General features: G+C 65.6%; 17 protein-coding genes and 1 pseudogene. 9 read left to right on the top strand and 9 right to left on the bottom strand.

Annotated features, from left to right (window positions below; translation table 11 throughout):
- Nucleotides 1-41 precede the first annotated feature (41 nt).
- Genes glyA through purU form a run of 7 tightly spaced genes read left to right on the top strand, consistent with a single transcriptional unit; the run spans nucleotide 42 to nucleotide 8921 of the window.
- On the top strand, nucleotides 42-1397 hold the full coding sequence (gene glyA, locus AC5RVN_RS14085) for a serine hydroxymethyltransferase (protein WP_494138352.1): 1356 nt from the start codon (nucleotides 42-44) through the stop codon (nucleotides 1395-1397).
- A complete protein-coding gene (locus AC5RVN_RS14080) occupies nucleotides 1394-2614 on the top strand; it encodes a sarcosine oxidase subunit beta family protein (protein WP_494138351.1) in 1221 nt (406 codons plus the stop codon). Before glyA ends, AC5RVN_RS14080 begins: the two co-directional genes overlap by 4 nt.
- A 37-nt stretch (nucleotides 2615-2651) precedes the next feature.
- Entirely contained in the window at nucleotides 2652-3077 is a 426-nt protein-coding gene (locus AC5RVN_RS14075; protein ID WP_494040342.1) for a sarcosine oxidase subunit delta, read from the top strand.
- A complete protein-coding gene (locus tag AC5RVN_RS14070) occupies nucleotides 3074-6016 on the top strand; it encodes a sarcosine oxidase subunit alpha family protein (RefSeq protein ID WP_494138350.1) in 2943 nt (980 codons plus the stop codon). The genes AC5RVN_RS14075 and AC5RVN_RS14070 overlap by 4 nt, the downstream gene beginning before the upstream one ends.
- A complete protein-coding gene (locus AC5RVN_RS14065; RefSeq protein ID WP_494138349.1) occupies nucleotides 6009-6647 on the top strand; it encodes a sarcosine oxidase subunit gamma in 639 nt (212 codons plus the stop codon). The genes AC5RVN_RS14070 and AC5RVN_RS14065 overlap by 8 nt, the downstream gene beginning before the upstream one ends.
- Complete coding sequence (locus tag AC5RVN_RS14060; protein WP_494040339.1) at nucleotides 6648-8021, top strand: L-serine ammonia-lyase; 1374 nt, start codon at nucleotides 6648-6650, stop codon at nucleotides 8019-8021.
- 3 nt (nucleotides 8022-8024) lie between these two features.
- A complete protein-coding gene (gene purU / locus AC5RVN_RS14055) occupies nucleotides 8025-8921 on the top strand; it encodes a formyltetrahydrofolate deformylase (RefSeq protein ID WP_494138348.1) in 897 nt (298 codons plus the stop codon).
- 156 nt (nucleotides 8922-9077) lie between these two features.
- Here purU and AC5RVN_RS14050 read toward each other — a convergent pair whose 3' ends face one another.
- Nucleotides 9078-9752, bottom strand: a complete 675-nt coding sequence (locus AC5RVN_RS14050) for an endonuclease domain-containing protein (protein ID WP_494138347.1) — start codon at nucleotides 9750-9752, stop codon at nucleotides 9078-9080.
- On the opposite strand from AC5RVN_RS14050, the pseudogene AC5RVN_RS14045 reads away from it, so the two are divergent.
- Nucleotides 9729-10406: pseudogene (locus tag AC5RVN_RS14045) on the top strand (polysaccharide deacetylase family protein); the annotation flags it as partial. The gene AC5RVN_RS14050 and the pseudogene AC5RVN_RS14045 overlap by 24 nt on opposite strands.
- Nucleotides 10407-10511: 105 nt before the next feature.
- On the opposite strand, the gene AC5RVN_RS14040 reads toward AC5RVN_RS14045, so the two are convergent.
- The 7 genes from AC5RVN_RS14040 to AC5RVN_RS14010 all read right to left on the bottom strand — a co-directional run bounded on the left by AC5RVN_RS14040 (nucleotide 10512) and on the right by AC5RVN_RS14010 (nucleotide 17819).
- A complete protein-coding gene (locus AC5RVN_RS14040; protein ID WP_494138346.1) occupies nucleotides 10512-12167 on the bottom strand; it encodes an APC family permease in 1656 nt (551 codons plus the stop codon).
- Between the two features lie 120 nt (nucleotides 12168-12287).
- Nucleotides 12288-13841: an aldehyde dehydrogenase family protein gene (locus AC5RVN_RS14035; protein WP_494138345.1), complete on the bottom strand. Its 1554-nt coding sequence runs from the start codon at nucleotides 13839-13841 to the stop codon at nucleotides 12288-12290.
- A 28-nt stretch (nucleotides 13842-13869) separates the two neighbouring features.
- A complete protein-coding gene (gene betA, locus AC5RVN_RS14030; RefSeq protein ID WP_494040334.1) occupies nucleotides 13870-15591 on the bottom strand; it encodes a choline dehydrogenase in 1722 nt (573 codons plus the stop codon).
- Between the two features lie 358 nt (nucleotides 15592-15949).
- Nucleotides 15950-16543 (bottom strand): TetR/AcrR family transcriptional regulator, encoded by a 594-nt coding sequence (locus AC5RVN_RS14025; RefSeq protein WP_494040333.1) that lies wholly within the window; start codon nucleotides 16541-16543, stop codon nucleotides 15950-15952.
- A 57-nt stretch (nucleotides 16544-16600) separates the two neighbouring features.
- Entirely contained in the window at nucleotides 16601-16930 is a 330-nt protein-coding gene (locus AC5RVN_RS14020; RefSeq protein ID WP_494040332.1) for a DMT family transporter, read from the bottom strand.
- Nucleotides 16927-17280: a DMT family transporter gene (locus AC5RVN_RS14015; RefSeq protein ID WP_494040331.1), complete on the bottom strand. Its 354-nt coding sequence runs from the start codon at nucleotides 17278-17280 to the stop codon at nucleotides 16927-16929. Before AC5RVN_RS14015 ends, AC5RVN_RS14020 begins: the two co-directional genes overlap by 4 nt.
- A complete protein-coding gene (locus AC5RVN_RS14010; RefSeq protein ID WP_494138344.1) occupies nucleotides 17277-17819 on the bottom strand; it encodes a TetR/AcrR family transcriptional regulator in 543 nt (180 codons plus the stop codon). The genes AC5RVN_RS14015 and AC5RVN_RS14010 overlap by 4 nt, the downstream gene beginning before the upstream one ends.
- Before the next feature lie 215 nt (nucleotides 17820-18034).
- On the opposite strand from AC5RVN_RS14010, the gene AC5RVN_RS14005 reads away from it, so the two are divergent.
- Entirely contained in the window at nucleotides 18035-19216 is a 1182-nt protein-coding gene (locus tag AC5RVN_RS14005) for an ABC transporter substrate-binding protein (RefSeq protein ID WP_494138343.1), read from the top strand.
- A gap of 194 nt (nucleotides 19217-19410) precedes the next feature.
- On the opposite strand, the gene AC5RVN_RS14000 is transcribed toward AC5RVN_RS14005, so the two are convergent.
- Complete coding sequence (locus tag AC5RVN_RS14000; RefSeq protein ID WP_494040328.1) at nucleotides 19411-20349, bottom strand: carbohydrate kinase family protein; 939 nt, start codon at nucleotides 20347-20349, stop codon at nucleotides 19411-19413.
- Nucleotides 20350-20375: the final 26 nt, after the last annotated feature.

The raw sequence follows: 20375 nt of genomic DNA, 5'->3' as shown, positions 1-20375 counted from the left end.
TATATCAGTTATCCAGCAAGTGGTATTTCAAAGGAGCACCCGTGGTTGAGCAGTTGAACGAGCGACTTTCCGCAGTCGATCCCGAGGTCCAGCAGGCCATCGCCCAGGAGCTGGTGCGCCAGCAGTCCACGCTGGAGATGATCGCCTCCGAGAACTTCGCCCCGTCCGCAGTCATGGAGGCACAGGGCTCGGTCCTGACCAACAAGTACGCCGAGGGCTACCCGGGCAAGCGCTACTACGGCGGCTGCGAACATGTAGATGTGGTGGAGCAGCTGGCCATTGACCGTGTCAAAGCCCTCTTCGGCGCCGAGTTCGCCAACGTCCAGCCGCACTCCGGCGCGCAGGCCAACGCCGCGGCCATGTTCGCCCTGCTGAACCCGGGCGACACCATCATGGGCCTTGACCTGGCCCACGGCGGTCACCTGACGCACGGCATGAAGATCAACTTCTCCGGCAAGCTTTACAACGTGGTCCCGTACCACGTGCGCGAATCCGACCTCCGCGTCGACATGGCCGAGGTTGAGGCCCTGGCTCTCGAGCACCGCCCCCGGCTGATCGTCGCCGGCTGGTCCGCCTACTCCCGCCAGCTCGACTTCGCGGAATTCCGCCGCATCGCAGACCTCGTGGACGCCTACCTCATGGTGGACATGGCCCACTTCGCGGGCCTCGTGGCCGCAGGGCTGCACCCCAACCCGGTGCCGTACGCCGACGTCGTCACCACCACCACGCACAAAACCCTCGGTGGCCCGCGCGGCGGCGTCATCCTGGCCAAGGAGCAGTACGGCAAGAAGATCAACAGCGCCGTATTCCCGGGCCAGCAGGGCGGCCCGCTGGAACACGTCATCGCCGCCAAGGCCGTGGCCTTCAAGCTCGCTGCCTCCCCCGAATTTAAGGAACGCCAGGAACGTGTCCTCCAGGGATCCAAGCTTCTGGCCGAACGGCTCCTCCGCGAGGATGTTGCCGCAGCAGGAATCTCCGTGGTCAACGGCGGCACCGACGTCCACCTGGTCCTCGTCGACCTCCGGAACTCCGAACTGGACGGACAGCAGGCCGAAGACGCCCTGCACCGCATCGGCATCACCGTAAACCGCAACGCCGTTCCGTTCGACCCCCGCCCGCCGATGGTCTCCTCCGGCCTCCGCATCGGCACCCCCGCCCTCGCCACCCGCGGCTTCGGCGCCGAGGAATTCGCCGAGGTTGCGGACATCATTGCGGCGGCGCTCATCGCCGCGGCGGGCACCGGCACCGACGGCAGCACATCCCTCAGCGATTCCGCCGTCGTCGAACTCCGCGCCCGGGTGACGGCCCTCGCCGAGAAGTTCCCCCTCTACCCCCACCTCACCGACGGCACCGAGATTGCCGCTTTCGAAGCAGACATGATTGGAGCAGCCCAGTGAGCACCCAGCAGCTCCCCGAGCACCCGGACTTCCTCTGGCGCAACCCGGAGCCCAAGTCCTCGTACGACGCGGTGATCGTGGGCGGCGGCGGGCACGGCCTGGCCACCGCATACTTCCTGGCCAAGAACCACGGCATGACCAACATTGCCGTCCTCGAAAAGGGCTGGCTGGCCGGCGGCAACATGGCCCGGAACACCACCATCATCCGCTCCAACTACCTCTGGGACGAGAGCGCCGCGATCTACGAGCACGCCCTCAAGCTTTGGGAAATCCTGCCGGAGGAGCTCGAATACGATTTCCTCTTCAGCCAGCGCGGTGTGATGAACCTTGCCCACACGCTGGGGGATGTACGTGAAAGCATGCGCCGCGTCGGGGCCAACAAGCTCAACGGCGTGGACGCTGAATGGCTTGACCCCCAGCAGGTCAAGGAACTCTGCCCCATCCTGAACATCAGCGACAACATCCGCTACCCCGTCATGGGCGCCACCTACCAGCCCCGCGCCGGCATCGCCAAGCACGACCACGTGGCCTGGGCCTTTGCCCGGAAGTGCGACGAGTTGGGCGTGGACATCATCCAGAACTGTGAAGTCACCGGCTTCATCAAGGACGGCAACCGCGTTACCGGCGTCAGAACCAACCGCGGCACCATCAACACCGAAAAGGTGGGCCTCTGCGCTGCCGGCCACAGCTCGGTCCTGGCCGAAATGGCCGGCTTCCGGCTCCCCATCCAGTCCCACCCGCTCCAGGCACTGGTCTCTGAACTGCACGAACCGGTCCACCCCACGGTGGTCATGTCCAACCACGTGCACGTGTACGTTTCCCAGGCCCACAAGGGCGAACTGGTGATGGGTGCCGGTGTTGACTCCTACAACGGCTACGGCCAGCGCGGCTCCTTCCACGTGATCGAGCACCAGATGGCTGCCGCCGTCGAGCTGTTCCCCATCTTTGCCCGGGCGCACGTGCTGCGTACCTGGGGCGGCATCGTTGACACCACCCTGGATGCCTCCCCCATCGTGGGCAACACCCCAGTGGACAACATGTTCGTGAACTGCGGCTGGGGCACGGGCGGCTTCAAGGGCACTCCAGCGGCCGGCCTTACCTTTGCGCACAACATCGCCACGGGTGCCCCGCACAAGCTGAACAAGCCGTTCGCCCTGGAGCGCTTCGAAACCGGTGCGCTGATCGACGAACACGGCGCCGCCGCCGTCGCCCATTAGCCGCCAGCGAACACTGCACTTTAGAAAGAAGACGCACATGCTGCTCATCTCCTGCCCCAACTGCGGCTCCCGCGACGAGACCGAGTTCCACTACGGCGGCCAGGCCCACGTGGCCTACCCGGAAAACCCGAACGAGCTGGATGACCGCCAGTGGGCCGAGTTCCTGTTCTACCGGGACAACACCAAGGGCGCCTTCGCCGAGCGCTGGCTGCACAGCACCGGCTGCCGGCAGTGGTTCAACATGCTCCGCGACACCGTCACCTACGACATCCAGGCCGTCTACCCCATGGGCACGCCCCGGCCGGACGCCGCCGGTAAGGGCACTGCCGAGACCGGGACTGCCAGCACCGCCGCTGACAGCACCACCACCGGGACCGCAGCACCCAGCATTTCCGGGACAAGCACCGCTCCCACGAGCACCTCTTCAACCAGCACCACCGCCCCGGAAGGAGCAACCAAGTGACTTCCCAGAACGCCCGCCTCGCCGCCGGCGGACGCATCGACCGCACCATCTCCTGGCGTTTCACCGTCGACGGTGAGGAATTCACCGGCCACCCGGGCGACACCCTCGCTTCAGCCCTGCTGGCCAACGGCCGCATCGCCGCCGGCAACTCGCTCTACGAGGACCGCGCCCGCGGCATCATGTCCGCCGGTGTGGAGGAATCCAACGCGCTGGTCAAGGTGCAGCCGCGTTTCCCCGGCCACGTGGCCGAGTCCATGCTCCCCGCCACCACGGTCACCCTGGTGGACGGCCTGCAGGCCGAACTGCTTAACGGCCTGGGCAAACTGGACCCGGAGGAGGACCGCGCCGAGTACGACAAGAAGTACGTCCACACCGACGTCCTGGTGGTTGGCGGCGGCCCCGCCGGGCTGGCCGCTGCCCGCGAAGCCGTCCGCACCGGCGCCCGCGTAATGCTGCTGGACGATCAGCCCGAACTGGGCGGTTCGCTGCTTTCCGGATCCACGGCACCTGAGCTGGCCGAAACCATCGAAGGCAAGCCGGCCCTGGAGTGGGTGGCGGACGTCGAAGCCGAGCTCGTCTCCGGTGCCGAATCCACCGTCCTGAACCGCACCACAGCATTCGGTGCCTACGACGCCAACTACGTCATCGCCGTCCAGAACCGCACCGACCACCTCTCCTCCCCTGCCGCGTCCGGGGTATCCCGGCAGCGTATTTGGCACATCCGTGCCAGCCAGGTGGTGCTCGCCCCCGGCGCCCACGAACGCCCGCTGGTGTTCGAAAACAACGACCGCCCCGGCATCATGCTCGCCTCGGCCGTCCGCAGCTACCTCAACCGCTACGCCGTCGCCGCCGGGCAGCGCGTGGTCATCAGCACCACCAATGACAGCGCCTACGCCATGGCCGCGGACCTGCGCGCCGCCGGCGTCAAGGTTGCCGCCGTCGTGGACGCCCGTCCGCAGCTCACCGCAGTGGCTACGGCCGCCGTCGAAGCCGGAACGCGCGTGCTGATCGGCAGCGCCGTGGCCAACACGTCGGCTGATTCCAGCGGCCGCCTTGCCGGCGTCACCGTCCGCAGCATCAACGACGACGGCGAGCTCACCTCGGGCGTCGAGCAGATCGCGTGTGACCTGCTCGCTGTCTCCGGCGGCTGGAGCCCGCTGGTGCACCTGCACTCCCAGCGCCAGGGCAAGCTCCGCTGGGACGACGAACTGGCCGCTTTCGTACCGAGCACCGTGGTGCCCAACCAGCAGATCGTCGGCTCGGGCCGTGGCAGCTTCGCCACCGCTGACTGCCTCACCGAGGGTATCTTCGCCGGCGTCACCGCGGCTGCCGCCGCAGGCTTCACCTCCGCCGTCCAGCCGTCCGTGATCGGCGAGCCGAAGGCCTCCGCCCCCACCCGCCAGCTGTGGCTGGTTCCGGGTGAGCAGGGCACGCCGGATAACTGGCACCACCACTTCGTGGACTTCCAGCGCGACCAGTCCGTGGCCGACGTGCTGCGCTCCACCGGAGCCGGCATGCGGTCGGTTGAGCACATCAAGCGGTACACCTCTATCAGCACCGCCAACGACCAGGGCAAGACCTCCGGCGTCAACGCAATCGGCGTCATCGCCGCCGCGCTCCGTACGGCCGGCGAAGCTTCCCGCGGCATCGGCGACATCGGCACCACCACCTACCGCGCACCTTTCACGCCCGTGGCCTTCGCGGCACTGGCAGGACGCCAGCGCGGCGAGCTGTTCGACCCGGCCCGCAAGACCTCGATCCACCCGTGGCACGTCGCTAAGGGTGCCCTGTTCGAGGACGTGGGGCAGTGGAAGCGGCCCTGGTACTACCCGCAGGACGGGGAGGACATGGACGCCGCCGTGCTGCGCGAGTGCGCCGCCGTCCGCGAGTCCGTAGGCTTCATGGACGCCACCACCCTGGGCAAAATCGAAATCCGGGGCAAGGACGCCGGCGAATTCCTCAACCGGATCTACACGAACGCCTTCAAGAAGCTCGCCCCCGGGTCCGCCCGCTACGGCGTGATGTGCACCGCTGACGGCATGATCTTCGATGATGGTGTGACCCTCCGCCTGGACGAGGACACCTACTTCATGACCACCACCACCGGCGGTGCCGCAAAGGTGCTCGACTGGCTGGAGGAATGGCTGCAGACCGAGTGGCCGGAGCTGGACGTGCACTGCACCTCGGTGACCGAACAGTGGAGCACCATTGCCGTCGTCGGGCCGAAATCCCGCGACGTGATCGCCAAAGTCGCGCCGGAACTGGCCGCCAACGGCGGACTGGAAGCTGAAGCCTTCCCGTTCATGACGTTCCGCGAAACCACCCTCGCCTCCGGCGTCCGCGCCCGGGTCTGCCGGATCTCCTTCTCCGGTGAGCTGGCCTACGAAATCAACGTGCCGTCCTGGTACGGACTGAACACGTGGGAGGCCGTGGCAGCCGCCGGCGCCGAATTCAACATCACCCCCTACGGCACCGAAACCATGCACGTGCTCCGCGCCGAAAAGGGTTACCCCATCGTCGGCCAGGACACCGACGGCACCGTCACTCCGCAGGACGCGGGCATGGAATGGATCGTCTCCAAGGCCAAGGACTTCATCGGCAAGCGCTCCTACGCACGTGCAGATGCCAGGCGGGAGGACCGCAGGCACCTGGTCAGTGTTCTTCCTGTGGACGGTACGCTGCGGCTGCCGGAAGGTACCCAGCTCGTTGAAAAGGGCCGATCCACCAATCCCGCGTACGGCCCGGTCCCCATGGAAGGCTTCGTCACTTCCAGCTACCACAGCGCGGCACTGGGAAGGTCGTTCGGCCTGGCACTGATCAAGAACGGGCGCAACCGCATTGGCGAGACCCTGGTGGCTGCCGCCGGCGACCAGCTGGTGGACGTCGTCGTCGCCGAAACCGTACTTTTTGACCCCGAAGGGACCCGCAAAGATGGCTGAAACAGCAGCACCCGCAACTACCCGCCAAAAGGACCTCTCCGTGCGCGTCAGCCCGGCCGCCCAGCTCCGGGCAGCCTTTGAAACCGGCTCCGTCCAGGGGCTGGTGGAAATCAACGAAGTACCGTTCCTGACCATGGTGAACCTTCGGGTCAACAGGGACAGCGACGCCGGACAGCGCGTAGCCTCCGTCACCGGCGGCCTGCCCGCAGCGTGCGGCAGCGTAAGCGGTACCGGGGACACGTCCGTGCTGTGGCTCGGGCCCGAGGAGTTCCTGGTGGTGGCCCCCACCGAAGCGCACGAGTCCCTCGGCGGTGACCTGATCCAGGCACTCCGCGAAGCGCTGGGTGACGGCGAAGGCCAGGTGGTGGACCTCTCCGCCAACCGCACCACCTTCGACCTCACCGGGCCCCGGTCACGCGCCGTCCTCGAAAAGGGCTGTTCCCTGGACCTGCACCCCCGCGTGCTCAAGGCCGGCACCGCGCTGTCTACGGAAATCGGCAACATCCCGGTGGTCCTGTGGAAGACGGGCGAGGAGTCCTTCCGGATCTTCCCCCGGGCCTCGTTCGCGGACTTCCTGGGGCGCTGGTTCCTCGACGCCATGCGGGAGTACGCCTCCCCCGAGGTCCCCTAAATGGCGCTCAGCGTCCTGGACCTGTTCTCCGTTGGCATCGGGCCCTCCTCGTCACACACGGTGGGCCCGATGCGGGCAGCGAAGCTGTTCGCGGACGGACTGAAGGGCGACGGACACCTGAGCTCCACCAGGCGGGTCCAGGCAGAGCTGTTCGGCTCGCTGGGCGCCACCGGACGGGGCCACGGCTCGGATAAAGCCGTGGTCCTGGGTTTGAAGGGGCTCGATCCCGAAACCGTGGATACGTTCACCGCGGATGACCAGGTGGCCGCAGCCGCCCTGGACGCCGAACTGTGGATCAACGGCGACCACCGGGTGGACTTCAACTGGGACGAGGACGTGGTGCTGCACCGGCGCAAGTCGCTGCCGGCCCACCCCAACGGCATGACGTTTCGGGCGCTGGACCACGCAGGCACTGTGCTCAGCGAACGGAGCTTCTATTCAATTGGGGGCGGCTTCGTGGTTGACGGTGATGCCGGCGCCGGGGACCGCGTGGTGGCTGATACCACCGCGCTCCCCTACCCCTTCAACACCGCCGACGGGCTCTTGGAAATCTGTGAGCGCGAAGGCATGTCCATTTCGGATGTCATGCTGGCCAATGAGCTGGTCTGGCGGAGCGAAGCGGAACTGCGGGAGAAGCTGCTGGGGCTCTGGGCCGTGATGCGCGAATGCGTGGACAACGGCTGCGCTGCGGAAGGGATCCTTCCCGGCGGGCTCAACGTTCGGCGGCGCGCGCCGTCGTTGTTCCAGACCCTGACGGCGGACACCGGGGTGACCGATCCGTTGCGGGCCATGGAGTGGGTGAACCTGTTTGCGTTGGCCGTGAACGAGGAAAACGCGGCCGGCGGGCGGATCGTCACGGCCCCCACCAACGGTGCAGCGGGCATCGTCCCGGCGGTGCTGCACTACTACGTGAAGTTTGTGCCCGGCGCCAACGACGACGGCGTGGTCCGCTTCCTGCTGGCGGCGGCCGCCGTCGGAATCCTGTTCAAGATCAACGCCTCCATCTCCGGTGCCGAGGTGGGCTGCCAGGGTGAGGTGGGCTCCGCCTGTTCCATGGCCGCCGCCGGGCTCTGCGAAGTGCTGGGCGGCACCCCTGCCCAGGTGGAGAACGCCGCCGAAGTAGGCATTGAACACAACCTCGGCCTGACATGCGACCCGGTGGGCGGGCTGGTGCAGATCCCCTGCATCGAGCGGAACGCCATCGCCAGCGTCAAGGCCATCAACGCCGCCCGCCTTGCCCTGCACGGCGACGGCAGCCACAAGGTATCCCTCGACAAAGCCATCAAAACGATGCGTGAAACAGGAGCCGACATGAAAACCAAGTACAAGGAAACCTCCCGCGGAGGCCTTGCCGTCAACGTAATCGAGTGCTGAACAATGACTGCCATCCAGACTGAATCTCCCCTCACCCAGCCGCCCACCAGCGTGGAGCATGTCCTCACGCTGGACTGCAACGAGTCACCGGGCATCGTCCATGCCGTGTCCGGTTTCCTGCTGGAGCACGGCTGCGACATCATCGACAACCAACAGTTCGGCGAACGCTCCGAAGGCCACTTCTTCATGCGGGTGCATTTCGCGTCCGACGGCGATGCCTCCACCGCCGACGCGCTGCGGGCCGCTTTCGCCCCGGTGGGCGAAAAGTTTGGCATGAACTGGCAGTTGGAACCCCACGGTTCAAAGCGCAAGGTCCTGATCATGGTGTCCAAGTTCGGGCACTGCCTCAACGACCTGCTGTTCCGCGCCAGGATCGGCGAGCTGCCCATGGAGGTGGTGGCGGTGGTCTCCAACCACCTCGACCACCAGGGGCTTGCCGAATGGCACGGCATCCCGTTCCACCACATCCCGGTGACGGCGGCCACCAAGCCGGAAGCCGAAGCCCGGCTGATGGAACTGGTGGACGGGCTCGGGGTGGAGCTGGTGGTGCTGGCCCGGTACATGCAGGTCCTCAGCGATGACCTGACGCGCAAGCTGGACGGCCGGGCCATCAACATCCACCACTCGTTCCTGCCCAGTTTCAAAGGTGCCAAGCCGTACCATCAGGCCTACGCACGCGGGGTCAAGACCGTGGGTGCCACGGCGCACTACGTCAACGCCGAGCTGGACGAGGGCCCGATCATCGCCCAGCAGGTGGTGGAGGTGGACCACACCTACGGACCCGAGGACCTGGTGGCGGCTGGCCGTGACACCGAATGCAAGGCCCTGTCCAACGCCGTCCGCTGGCACTGCGAGGGCCGTGTGATCCTGCAGGGGAACCGCACGGTGGTCCTCCGCTAACTGCCGCCCCCACCCGACGCTCTCTCCCTTCCTGCAGCTTTTCGGGCGATCCTCTCTCCCTTAATGCAGGTTTTGCCGTGACGCTCTCTCACCTTTTTTTGGTGGGAGAGCGTCACGGCTTTAAGTGGTTCTTCGTGACTGCTACTCAGCTGCTGCTCAGTCGCCGTTGGCAAACCCGGAGGCCTGTGGGTGGTCCAGCCACCCGTTCCGGAGGGCACGTTTGATTCCCTCCACTGCCCGCCGGAACTCGTCAGCAAGATCGTCTTTGTCGAAAACCAGGACGGTCCAGCCGGCTGATTCGAACGCCTTGTCCCGCCTCCTGTCGCTAAGGATCTGTGCCTCACCGAGGTGATGTTCGCCGTCGTACTGAATTGCAAGGCGGCGATGACGATAACCGAGATCGGCCGACGGCGACCTCGGTTCTCCTGGATGCAATGGCACCTGGAGTTCGGGCTCGGGCAGGCCCGCGTCACCGATTGCGAGTCGCAACAGCGATTCCGGCGCTGAGTCGGCACCGGCCCGCATCAGATCCAACGCTTCACGGGCCCGAACAATGCCTTGGAGATTGGGGTGCCGGGCCACCAGGATGCGCAGCCCCGAGAGGGTGTCGTACGGCTGCGTCCTTCCCTCGAAATCCACACGCGGGGTGCGGACGAGTTCGTCACCCATGCTTACCAGGTCATGGAGCGGCAGGACCCGGGCCAGATCGAGCCAGGTGCGGGACCGGGTGGTCAGATGGATGCCGTCAACCAGCTCAATTTCACCTTCAAGCACCAGGACGGTGTGCCCGAACACGCCCTTGCGGCGGACCGATGGCAACGAGTGGCCCACCACGGCTACCTGCACGAGCCGATGCAGGGCATCGACGCAGCAACGGAGGGGCGCTACATCGACCGCGGACTGGAGGCGCTCGCCAAAGCTGCGGGCGTGGAGCCGGTGGGCTACCGGGCACCCTGGTGGGAGCTCAACTGGCACTCCCCGGCGCTCCTGGCGGACCGCGGCTTCCTCTACGATTCGAGCCTGCTCGACGGTGACGCCCCCTACCGCTTCAGCGTCGCCCCCGGTGACGCACGGGACATCGTGGAAATCCCCGTCGACTGGGCCCTGGACGACTGGGAACAGTACGCCTTCTACCCCGGTGTAACCGGCAGCGGCGTAATTGAAAGCCCGGCCAAGGTCCTGGAAATGTGGACTTTGGAGGCGGAGGCACACCACGCCCAGGGCAGCTGTTTCGTCCTTACCAACCACCCCTTCATTTCCGGCCGGCCATCCAAAGCGGTGGCCCTGGAGCGGCTGATTGAGCGGGTGAAGGGGATGGACGGCATGTGGGTGACCACCATGGAGGACATCGCAGAACACACCCGCAGGGCGGTGCAGCAGGTCCACACCCACGCCCGGATCGACGTGCCGGGCTTCCCCGATACGGGGGCAAGATTTACGGCTCCGGCCGTACGGGAGTCCACCCGCACCTCTGCAGCAGGATAGGAAAACGGAGGGGGACCGCACCTGAAGGTGCAGTCCCCCTCCGTTTCGTTTAGGGGATACGTCAGTTCCGGACGCAGGGCCTGGTGAGCGCTTTGGGCGTGGATGTTATGGACGTGACTGGCCGGCCTCGGCCAGGTCTGCGGTGGACTGTGCAGCTCCGGCGTGGACAGTGGCCCCTGCCAGGCCAGTGGAAGCCGAAGATTCCGGGGCGGAGCGCCGCAGCGCAGGTGCGGGAGTGGAGGCAGCGTGTTCGGCGAGGACACCGGTGTGGTGCCGGAGCTTCAGGCGGTACATCAGGACGCCGGTAATGATGACGGTGGCCACGAAGATCACTCCGCCCCACTGCAGGTACCACTCGAACGGCGGGACGGAGTTGTAGATTTCCGGCCTCGGCCAGATCAGGTTCAGCGTCATGGCGCCGCCCCACAGGACCGCGAGGATGTTCACGGGGACACCCCACTTGCCGAGGCTGAAGCCGGATTTTCCGTGGCTTTCGTCGGACAGCGGCCATTTCTTCAGGAAGCGCCGCCGCAGCAGCGGGACGGTGACCAGCAGGTAGGAAAGGTAGATCAGGACAATGCTGATGCTGGACAGGATGGTGAAGATCGCGGGCTGCGAGACGTTGACGATCAGCGGAATCATGGCGATGATTCCGATGACGATGGCCGCCACCGTGGGCGTCTTCCGCTCGGGGTGCACCTTGCTGAGCTGCCGGCTGAAGGGCAGGTTGTTGTCCCGGGCCATGGCGAACATCATACGAATGGCGGCGGCGTGGACGGCGAGGGTGCAGACGATCACGGCCACGACGATGCACACCAGGAAGGCCTTGCCGAACGGGCCTCCCAGCACGGAGAGCACGATGTACTGCAGGCCGCCGTCGGCAGCACCCAGCTTGGGGTCGTTCAGGTCCGGGGCGGCCAGAAGGCCGCCGAGGAGGATCAGCCCGCCGAGGATGAAGGACGCTGTGATGGCCCGCAGGATGGCCTTCGGAGCAGTCTTTTTCGGGTCCTTTGTCTCCTCCCCCAGCGAACTGGCGGTGTCGAAGCCGTACATGACGTAGCCGGAAGCCATGGCGCCGATAAGGAACACCCCGAAGAAGCCCAGGTCGTGGTCCATGCCATAACCCGCGGTGCTGAACAGGACTTCAGGCCCCCGCACCACATGCCAGGCAAGGGCAAGGATCAGGAGCACGGCGGCAGCGAGCTCCACGAACACGCCGATGCTGTTGATTTTGGTCATCAGCTTCACACCGAAGGCGTTGATGAGGGTGGAAATGGAAATCATGATGCTGGCGAGCAACACACCGTTAAGGGCGAAATCGTACGTGCCGGTGCCGTCTCCGATGATCTGGAAACCGGACCAGATCTGGGGCAGCGTCAGCTGCAGCGCCAGGGCAACGGCCCCCAGCGCCACGATCGAGGAAATGAGGAGCAGCCAGCCGGCCAGCCAGGCGAACGTTCCTGATGAGAGCTGCTTCGCCCAGTTGTACACGGATCCGGCCACGGGATAGCGGCCGGCCAGTTCGGCGAAGCAGAGCGCCACCATGAGCTGGCCGACGAAGACGATGGGCCAGGACCATGCGTAGGCCGGCCCGGCCATGGCGAAGCCAAAGTAGAACAGTTGAAAAACACCGGTGAGGATGGAGATATAGCTGACGCCGGCCGCGAAGCTGGCAAACTTGCCGATGCTTCGGTCCAGGGTCTGGACATAGCCGAACTCGTCCATGCCGCTTGAATCAGAACTTTTGCTGGGTTCCAACATACGAACTCCTAGGTGAGAAAAGCACGATGATGATGCCCCGCGGCCTCCATTGGACGCGGGTGATATCGGCGGCCGGGCGCCACGCCTGCGGCGCCCGGCCGTTTCCCCCAAATGCTGTCGCTATCCCGCGGCCCCCACCCCGGCGTCCCCGGCAGGTGAGCCAAACCAGCCGCTGGGTGCGGGCTGGATGTTCTGCCAGATATGTTTTGCCTCGCGGTACTCATTGAGTCCCGCGGTGCCAAGCTCCCGGCCGATGCCGGACTTCCCGAAGCCGCCCCACTCCGCCTGCGGGACGTACGGGTGATAGTCGTTGATCCATACTGTTCCGTGCCGGAGGCCGCCCGCAACACGTTGCGCCTTCGACGCATCGGATGTCCAGACTGCGCCGGCAAGGCCGTACTCGGTGTCGTTGGCGATCGCCACGGCCTCGGCCTCGGTCCGGAACGTCTCGACCGTCAGCACCGGGCCGAACGATTCCTCCAGCAGCACGCTCATGCCGGAGCGGCAGTTGCCGAGCACGGTGGGCGGATAGAAGAAACCCTCCGCGAGGGGTCCCTCGTGCGGTATGTAGCCGCCGCACAACAGCTCGGCGCCCTCAGCAATCCCGGCCTGGACGTAGGCGTGGACCTGATCACGGTGCTTGGCGGAAATCAGCGGGCCCGTCTCGGCATCCGGATCGAACGGTCCGCCCATCCGGATCCTTTTCGCCCTCTCCACAACCTCGGCCACAAAACGCTCAGCGATGGTCTCCTCGACGACGAGCCGCGCCCCTGCCGAGCAGACCTGGCCGGAGTGCAGGAACACCGCGGTCAGGGCATTGTCGACGGCGGCGTCCCAATCCGCGTCCGCGAAAACCACGTTGGGGTTCTTTCCGCCGAGTTCGAAGGCGACGCGCTTCACAGTTTCCGCAGCGGCGGCCATGATTGTCTGGCCGGTCGCGAGGCTTCCGGTGAGGGAGACGAGGTCGACGCGCGGGTCGGAGCTGAGCGGGCCGCCCACCTTCGATCCCTTTCCGGTCACGAGGTTTGCAACGCCGGGGGGAATGCCGGCTTCGGCGAGGGTTTCCATGAGCAGGATCGAGGTGGACGGGGTGAGTTCGCTGGGCTTGAGCACAAACGAGTTTCCCGCGACGAGCGCCGGGGCCACCTTCCAGGCGGCCTGGAGGAGCGGGTAGTTCCACGGGGCGATGAGGGCACAGACGCCCAGCGGCTCGTACACCACGCGGCTGATGGTGTTAGGGCGGCCGGTGTCGATTACCCGGCCGGCATCCAGGCCGGCGATTTTGCCGTAGTACCGGAAGCACGCGGCAATGTCGTCGATGTCGTACTCGGCTTCGACAAGCCGTTTGCCGGTGTCAAGTGCCTCGGCCCGGGCATAGACGGCTTTGTCCCGCTCGAGCAGCTCCGCGACGCGGAGCATAACGGCGCCCCGTTCGATGTCGGTGAGCCTCCGCCAGGGGCCGTGGTCGAACGCGGCCCGGGCACTGGCGATCGCCCGCTCTGCGTCCTCCGCCGTTGACGAGGTGACAATTGCCACCTCGCGCCCGTCCGCCGGGCAGCGCACCACCGTGGTGCCGCCGTCGGGCGCCCGCTGCCAGGCGCCGTCGATATACAGGCCCTTGACTACGTCCTGGGCTTTCCCGGCCTGGTGGACTGCTTCAACGGTGGCGGTCATCGTGTCTCCTTCTTTACATCCATCATGCCTAGACCTTTGCCGCCGCTGCAGCCGCTGCCGCAGTGAGCGGGGCGCCGTTCCGCTCCAGCGGGCTGAGGCCGTGCCGGTAGAAATCTGCGTGCTGCGGAGCCAGGGGCTTTTTGCCGGCGATCAAATCCGCGGCCTTTTCGGCAAGCATCATGACAGGCGCGTAGATATTGCCGTTGGTGACATAGGGCATTGCGGACGCATCCACCACGCGCAGGCCGCTGGTGCCGTGCACCGTCATGTCCAGCGGGTTCACCACGGCCATGGGGTCGGTGTCCGGCCCCATCTTCGCGGTGCAGGACGGGTGCAGTGCGGTTTCGGCGTCACGGGCCACCCAGTCGAGGATCTCGGCGTCCGTCTGTACGGCGCGGCCGGGTGAAAGCTCGCCGCCGTTGAAGGGCTGCATGGCGGACTGGCCGAGGATGTCACGGGCCACATGGATGGCCTCGACCCATTCGCGGCGGTCCTGGTCCGTGGACAGGTAGTTGAACACCATCGACGGGTGCACAGTGGGATCGGTGGACTTGATCTTGAGCGTGCCGCGGGCGTCAGAGTACATGGGGCCGATGTGCACCTGGTAGCCGTGCTTCGCATCCGCCTTCTGGCCGTCGTAACGGACGGCGACCGGGAGGAAGTGGAACATCAGGTTCGGGTACGCAACATCCTCGTTGGAGCGGACGAACCCGCCGCCTTCGAAGTGGTTGGTGGCTGCCGGTCCCTTCCGTCCCAGCATCCACTGCATGCCGATCCACGGCATGCGCCAGACGTCCAGGGCCGGCTGCATGGAGACCGGCTGGGTGCAGGCGTGCTGGATGTAGACCTCAAGGTGGTCCTGAAGGTTTGCCCCGACGCCGGGCAGGTTGACCACCGAGTTGATGCCCAGGGAGTTCAGGTGTGCCGCGTCGCCGATTCCGCTGAGCTGCAGCAGCTGCGGGGTGTTGATGGCGCCGCCGGCCAGGATCACCTCGCCGGCGTTGACCTGGTGGGTCTTGCCGTTGCGGCGGTAGGTGACGCCCGTTGCCACATTGCCCTTGAAGTTGACCTTGGTGACCAGGGCCCGGGTCAGGACGGTCAGGTTGGTCCGGCCGAAGTTGGGACGGAGGTAGGCGCGGGAGGCGGAGAGCCGCTGGCCCTTGTGGACGTTGCGGTCGAAGGCAGCGAAACCCTCCTGGCGGTACCCGTTGACGTCGTCCGTGCGGGGGTAGCCGGCCTCCTGCGCGGCGGTGAAGAACGCCTGGAACAGCGGGTTGGTGGCCGGGCCGCGTTCCAGGACGAGGGGGCCGTTATGGCCGCGCAGTTCATCGTCCGGGTCTGCGGCGAGGGCGTTTTCCATCCGGTTGAAGTAGGGCAGGCAGTGGGCGAAGTCCCAGGTTTCCATGCCGGCGTCAGCGCCCCACCGCTCGTAGTCGAGCGGGTTTCCGCGCTGGAAGATCATGCCGTTGATCGAGCTGGAGCCGCCGAGAACCTTGCCGCGGGCGTGGGCAACCCGCCGGCCGCCCATGTAGGGCTCCGGGTCAGATTCGTAGCGCCAGTCATAAAGCGGGTTGCCGCTGGGGAAGGTCAGGGCGGCGGGCATCTGGATGAAAAGGTCCCAGGGGTAGTCGCTGCGTCCGGCTTCGAGAACCAGGACGCTGCTGTTGCCCCCGTCGCTCAGCCGGTCGGCCAGCACGGAACCCGCGCTGCCGCCGCCGACGATGACGTAGTCGTAGCTGTCTTTTGTCATGCTGCAAAGTCTCCTTTTACCCGATGCCAGTCACTGGCCCGATCGGGTCGTCGTTCTTCCGGATGCGAAAGGGTGACCGTGTTAGCCGGAGAATCCGCGGTATTCCCTGGTGTGGCGTAGGTCATATCCAAGGAGAGTAGTGCACGTTGAACAAGTGTTCAATAGGAAAACTGGACAAGTGTTCAACAATTTACGGGCGCGAAACATCACTTCCCTAAACGGCGCGGGAATGGGCGCTTGCCCTTGCTATGTGTCGCGCTCTTGCCGGTATATGACGCGGAGCGGATAGCGTCTTCCGGGCAGGCCAACGATGTGGACTGCTGGCTGCGGCCGTTAGGAGGCGTGCTGCGGCCTGGCGTCAGGCGGCGAAGGCGATCTCTTCGGTGCGGGCGATGCTCCGCCGGATGGATTCCTTGTCCACCCCAAGGAGCGCGGTCAGCCACATACCGTTTTGCAGGACAACGATATCGGCGGCCCGCTCCTTGCATTTCGTGGCGGACAGCTCGGGCTTGGCGTTCCCTATCAGGGCGGCAAGCCCGTCCAAATACCGGTCGAACGCCGCCGCGTTGATCAGGGCGAAGTCTTCGTCCGCCCTCGCCAGCGCCCAAAGATGAAGGCGCAGGGACAGGTACCGCGTGGTCAGGAGTTCCGGGCCCGCAACCCGGCGGAGGGCATTCTGGAGCTGTTCGTCAGGGGGCAATGCCGGGTCCGGCGCAACCAGCGCAAGGTCGTGTTTATCCACGCTGTGCAGCAGCGCACGGATCAGGCTCGATTTGTCTTCGTAGTAGTAGTTCACCAGTCCGAGGGCGACACCTGCCTCGCGGGCCACCGCACGCATGTTCACTCCCGAGATCCCGCGGTGCGACAGCAGGTCCAGGGCTGCATCAAGAATGCGCTGCTGCCGGTCAACCTGCTCGCCCTGTTCACGGGAGTTCACGGTGCTTGTATCCACTTGGCCAGAATATGGGGAAACCTGTGACGGCGCATACCGACGACTGGTGATGGTGCTCTAGTGGGCCTGACGCGCACCTATTTCAACAATGAGCACTCCGGCGGAAATGAGCAGGATCCCGAAGGCCATTTGCGGCGTGAGTGGTTCCTTGAACAGGATGCGGCTGGCTACCGCCGTCAGCGCGACTCCGCAGGCCACCCAGATGCCGTACCCCACCCCCAGGGGCATCCCGCCGGCAAGGGCCAGGCCAAGAAAACCAAACGCGCTCACGTAGCCCAGGACGATGGGGACGAGCCACAGCTTCTTCTTCAGCCCCTCAGAAGCGCGAAGGGACATTGTTGCTGCAACTTCCAAAAGAATGGCCAGGCTTAGGAAAACCCAGGTCATGTCTCTTCATTTCCCTGTTTGGCACTGTGGGCGTTCTGCGCTCCGGCTTCAACAGTAATCACGCCGGCCAGGATGAGTGCGATGCCAAAGCCCATCAGCCATGTGAGCGGCTCGTCGAAAATGCTTGCCGACAGCAACGCGGTGGCGCAGACACCACCGGCGCCCCATGCGCCGTAGGCGACACTGATGGTCATGCCCAGTCGCAGGCAGACGGACAAAAGGGAAAAGGCGCTGACGTACCCCGCAATGACAAGGGCGTACCAGCCCGGGGCATCCAGGGCCGCCTTCAGTGCCAGGGTTGCCGAGACCTCCGTGATGATTGCTCCGCCGAGGCACAACCACTGCTTCACTCCGCACCGCCTTCGCCGATCAGGGAAAGGATGTGGGTGACAATTTCCGACCGGTCCGGTTCGCCGGGGGCGGCCACACCACTGGCCTGCGCAGCCCACAGTCCATCAGCTGCCAGGCGGGCAGTCATGAGCCGGGTGCGTTGGCCACGCGGTGTTCCCTCCGGAATTAGGAGCCAAGGGTCCAGATGGCGGGCCCAGGCTTCCTGGAGCTCGGTCCTGTACGCAGAGTGGAACCACAGCGCCCACTCCGCCCGCATCATCTGCCCGTCAGCTGCCGCCAGAACGTATGAGCGGTACCGCTCAATGACGCTGGCCTCCCGCGCGTCGAGGAGCTCAGTCATCCTCTGTCCCATGTGGCATGCTGCGTACTCAACCAGGGCGGTCATGAGCGCATCCCGGTTGGGAAAGTGGTACATCAGACCCGGCTTGGTAACCCCTGCCTCGGATGCCACCGCGTCCAGGGTGATGGCGGCACCTTGAGTGCCTGCGGCTATGCGTAATCCAGCCTCCAGTATCTGCGGGCGCTGGCTCTCTCTCACATTGAAACTTTACCATCCGGAAGGTAAAGCATGGGGCTGCGCTCCACGAGTTCGCGGGCGCACGAATGCGACGTGCCGCGACGTTTCTTGACGCACAACTACGGAATATTGAGCTTCCGCGTCGTCCCGTGAACCCTTGCTACAGGAACGATTGTGGGGCCGCTGGGCGCTCCGTACTCTCAACTCAGCATCAGACCCCAGCAAAGGAATTCCCCATGTCAGAACCCACAGACAAGAGCCCCCGGAACACGGAACCCTCCACGCGCATCGTCGCTGGCCAGGCAGCACCCAAGCGCCCCCTCGGCCTGAAAGTCGGCATCGCCGCAGCGGTCCTTGCCCTCGTGGGTGGTGGCGCCGCCGTCGCCTCCGCCGTCAACAGCAACAACGCCGGTACTGCTACCGCCGAACAGAGCGCCCCGGCCGGCAACCCCGCCGCTGAACTGAAGCTCGGGTATTTCGGCAACGTTACGCATGCGCCTGCGCTGGTGGGCGTCAGCCAGGGCCACATCGCAGACGAACTGGGTGACACCAAGCTGACTACCCAGGTCTTCAACGCCGGACCCGCCGCCATCGAGGCGCTGAACGCCGGCGCGATTGACGCCACCTACATCGGCCCGAATCCCGCCATCAACTCATCCGTGAAGAGTGGCGGTGAGTCGGTCAACATCATTGCCGGTGCTGCCGCCGGCGGCGCACAGCTGGTGGTGAAACCGGAGATCAACTCCGCAGCAGACCTCAAGGGCAAGACCCTCGCCTCTCCGCAGCTCGGCGGAACACAGGACGTCGCCCTCCGCGCCTGGCTCACCGCGCAGGGCTACAAGACCAACGTCGACGGCAGCGGCGACGTCGCCATCAACCCCACCGAGAACGCCCAGACCCTGAAGCTTTTCCAGGATGGAAAGCTCGACGGCGCGTGGCTGCCGGAGCCCTGGGCCTCACGCCTGGTGCTGACCGCCGGAGCCAAGGTCCTGGTGGATGAAAAGGACCTGTGGGACGGCTCGCTGTCCGGTAAGCCGGGCGAGTTCCCCACCACCATCCTGATCGTGAACCAGAAGTTCGCCGCCGAGCACCCGGACACCGTCAAGGCGCTGTTGAAGGGCCACGTGAAGTCGGTTGAGTGGCTGAACAAGGCTGCAGACGGCGAGAAAGCCAGCGTCATCAACGCCGCCCTCAAGGAGGCCGCCGGAGCCGAGCTCAAGGCGGACGTAATTGACCGGTCCCTGAAGAACATCGTATTCACCGTGGACCCACTGGCCGGAACCTACCAGAAGCTCCTGGCCGACGGCGTCACCGCCGGGACCACCAAGCAGGCCGACATCAACGGCATCTTCGACCTGCGGGCGCTCAATGAAGTGTCGGGCGAAAAGACCTCCGCTGCGGGATTGGGCAAAGAGTAACGCGGCCACCAACGCTCTCTCAGTTCCTGCAGCTTTTCCGCCAACGCTCTCTCAGTTCCTGCAGCTTTTCCGCCAACGCTCTCTCACTCTCCCTTGGGAAGTGACAGAGCGTTGGCGATTAACCCGCATCAGCTGAGAGAGCGTCGGCGTTAAACACCCATTAAGTGAGAGAGCGTCGAAGGGTGCCAGACCGGTTACTCCTCCATATGCCCGTTCAGCTCCGCCCGCGTGGGCGGGTTGGCGCCGGGACGGGAGACCGTGACGGCTGCGGCCTTGGCCGCGTGCGCCAAGAGCTCGGCCAGGCCCTCGGCCGGAAGCTCCCGAAGGTCTTTGCGGTTCTGGGCGCCGTCCAGGCCTCGGTCCACCAGGCCGGAAAGCAGCGCAGCCATAAATGAGTCCCCCGCGCCCACCGTATCCGCCACCTCAACCCGGGGAGCTGCAACCCGGGCTTCGCCCGCCCGGGTGATTCCCCACGGCCCGTCTGCTCCACGCGTGACCACCACCATGGCCGGCCCCTCGTTTCCGCCGAGGTCCAGCCACTTTCGCGCCGCATCCAGGACGTCCAGGTCAGGGTAGAGCCAGGCGAGGTCCTCATCCGACGCCTTCACCACGTCCGCGAGGCTCGCGAATTTCTCCGCATGGCGGCGTGCGTAGGCAACGTCGGTGATGATGCTGGGCCGGCAGTTGGGGTCGAAGCTGATGGTGGCCCGCGGGTGGGCATATTCGACGGCGGCGAGCACGTCCGTGGCCCCGGGCGCCAGCATCGTGGCGATCGAGCCGGTGTGCAGCAGGGTGGTGCCCTGCAACATAAAGGCCAGCCGGTCAGCGATCCCGGGAAGCTCCCAGGTGAGGTCGAACGTGTAGGTGGCGGCGCCATCGTCGTCTATCAGGGCGGTGGCCACACTGGTGGGCAGCTCGTCCGGACCCAGCGGCAGCATCACGGAGCTGGCACGCAGGTGGGCGGCGACGGAATCGCCGTAGGCATCACGGCCATACCTGCCAATGAACTGCACGGGGTGGTCGAGGCGGGCGAGGCCCACCGCTACGTTCAACGGGCTGCCGCCCACGTGGGCTTCAATTCCTGACGCGCGCTGGACAACGTCGACGAGGCCTTCGCCTATAACAGTGAGCATGGTCATACTCTGCCAGAGAAGTGGGA

The organism is Arthrobacter sp. sptzw32 (genome assembly GCF_059089735.1).
This window is presented reverse-complemented; position numbering and strand designations above follow the sequence as displayed.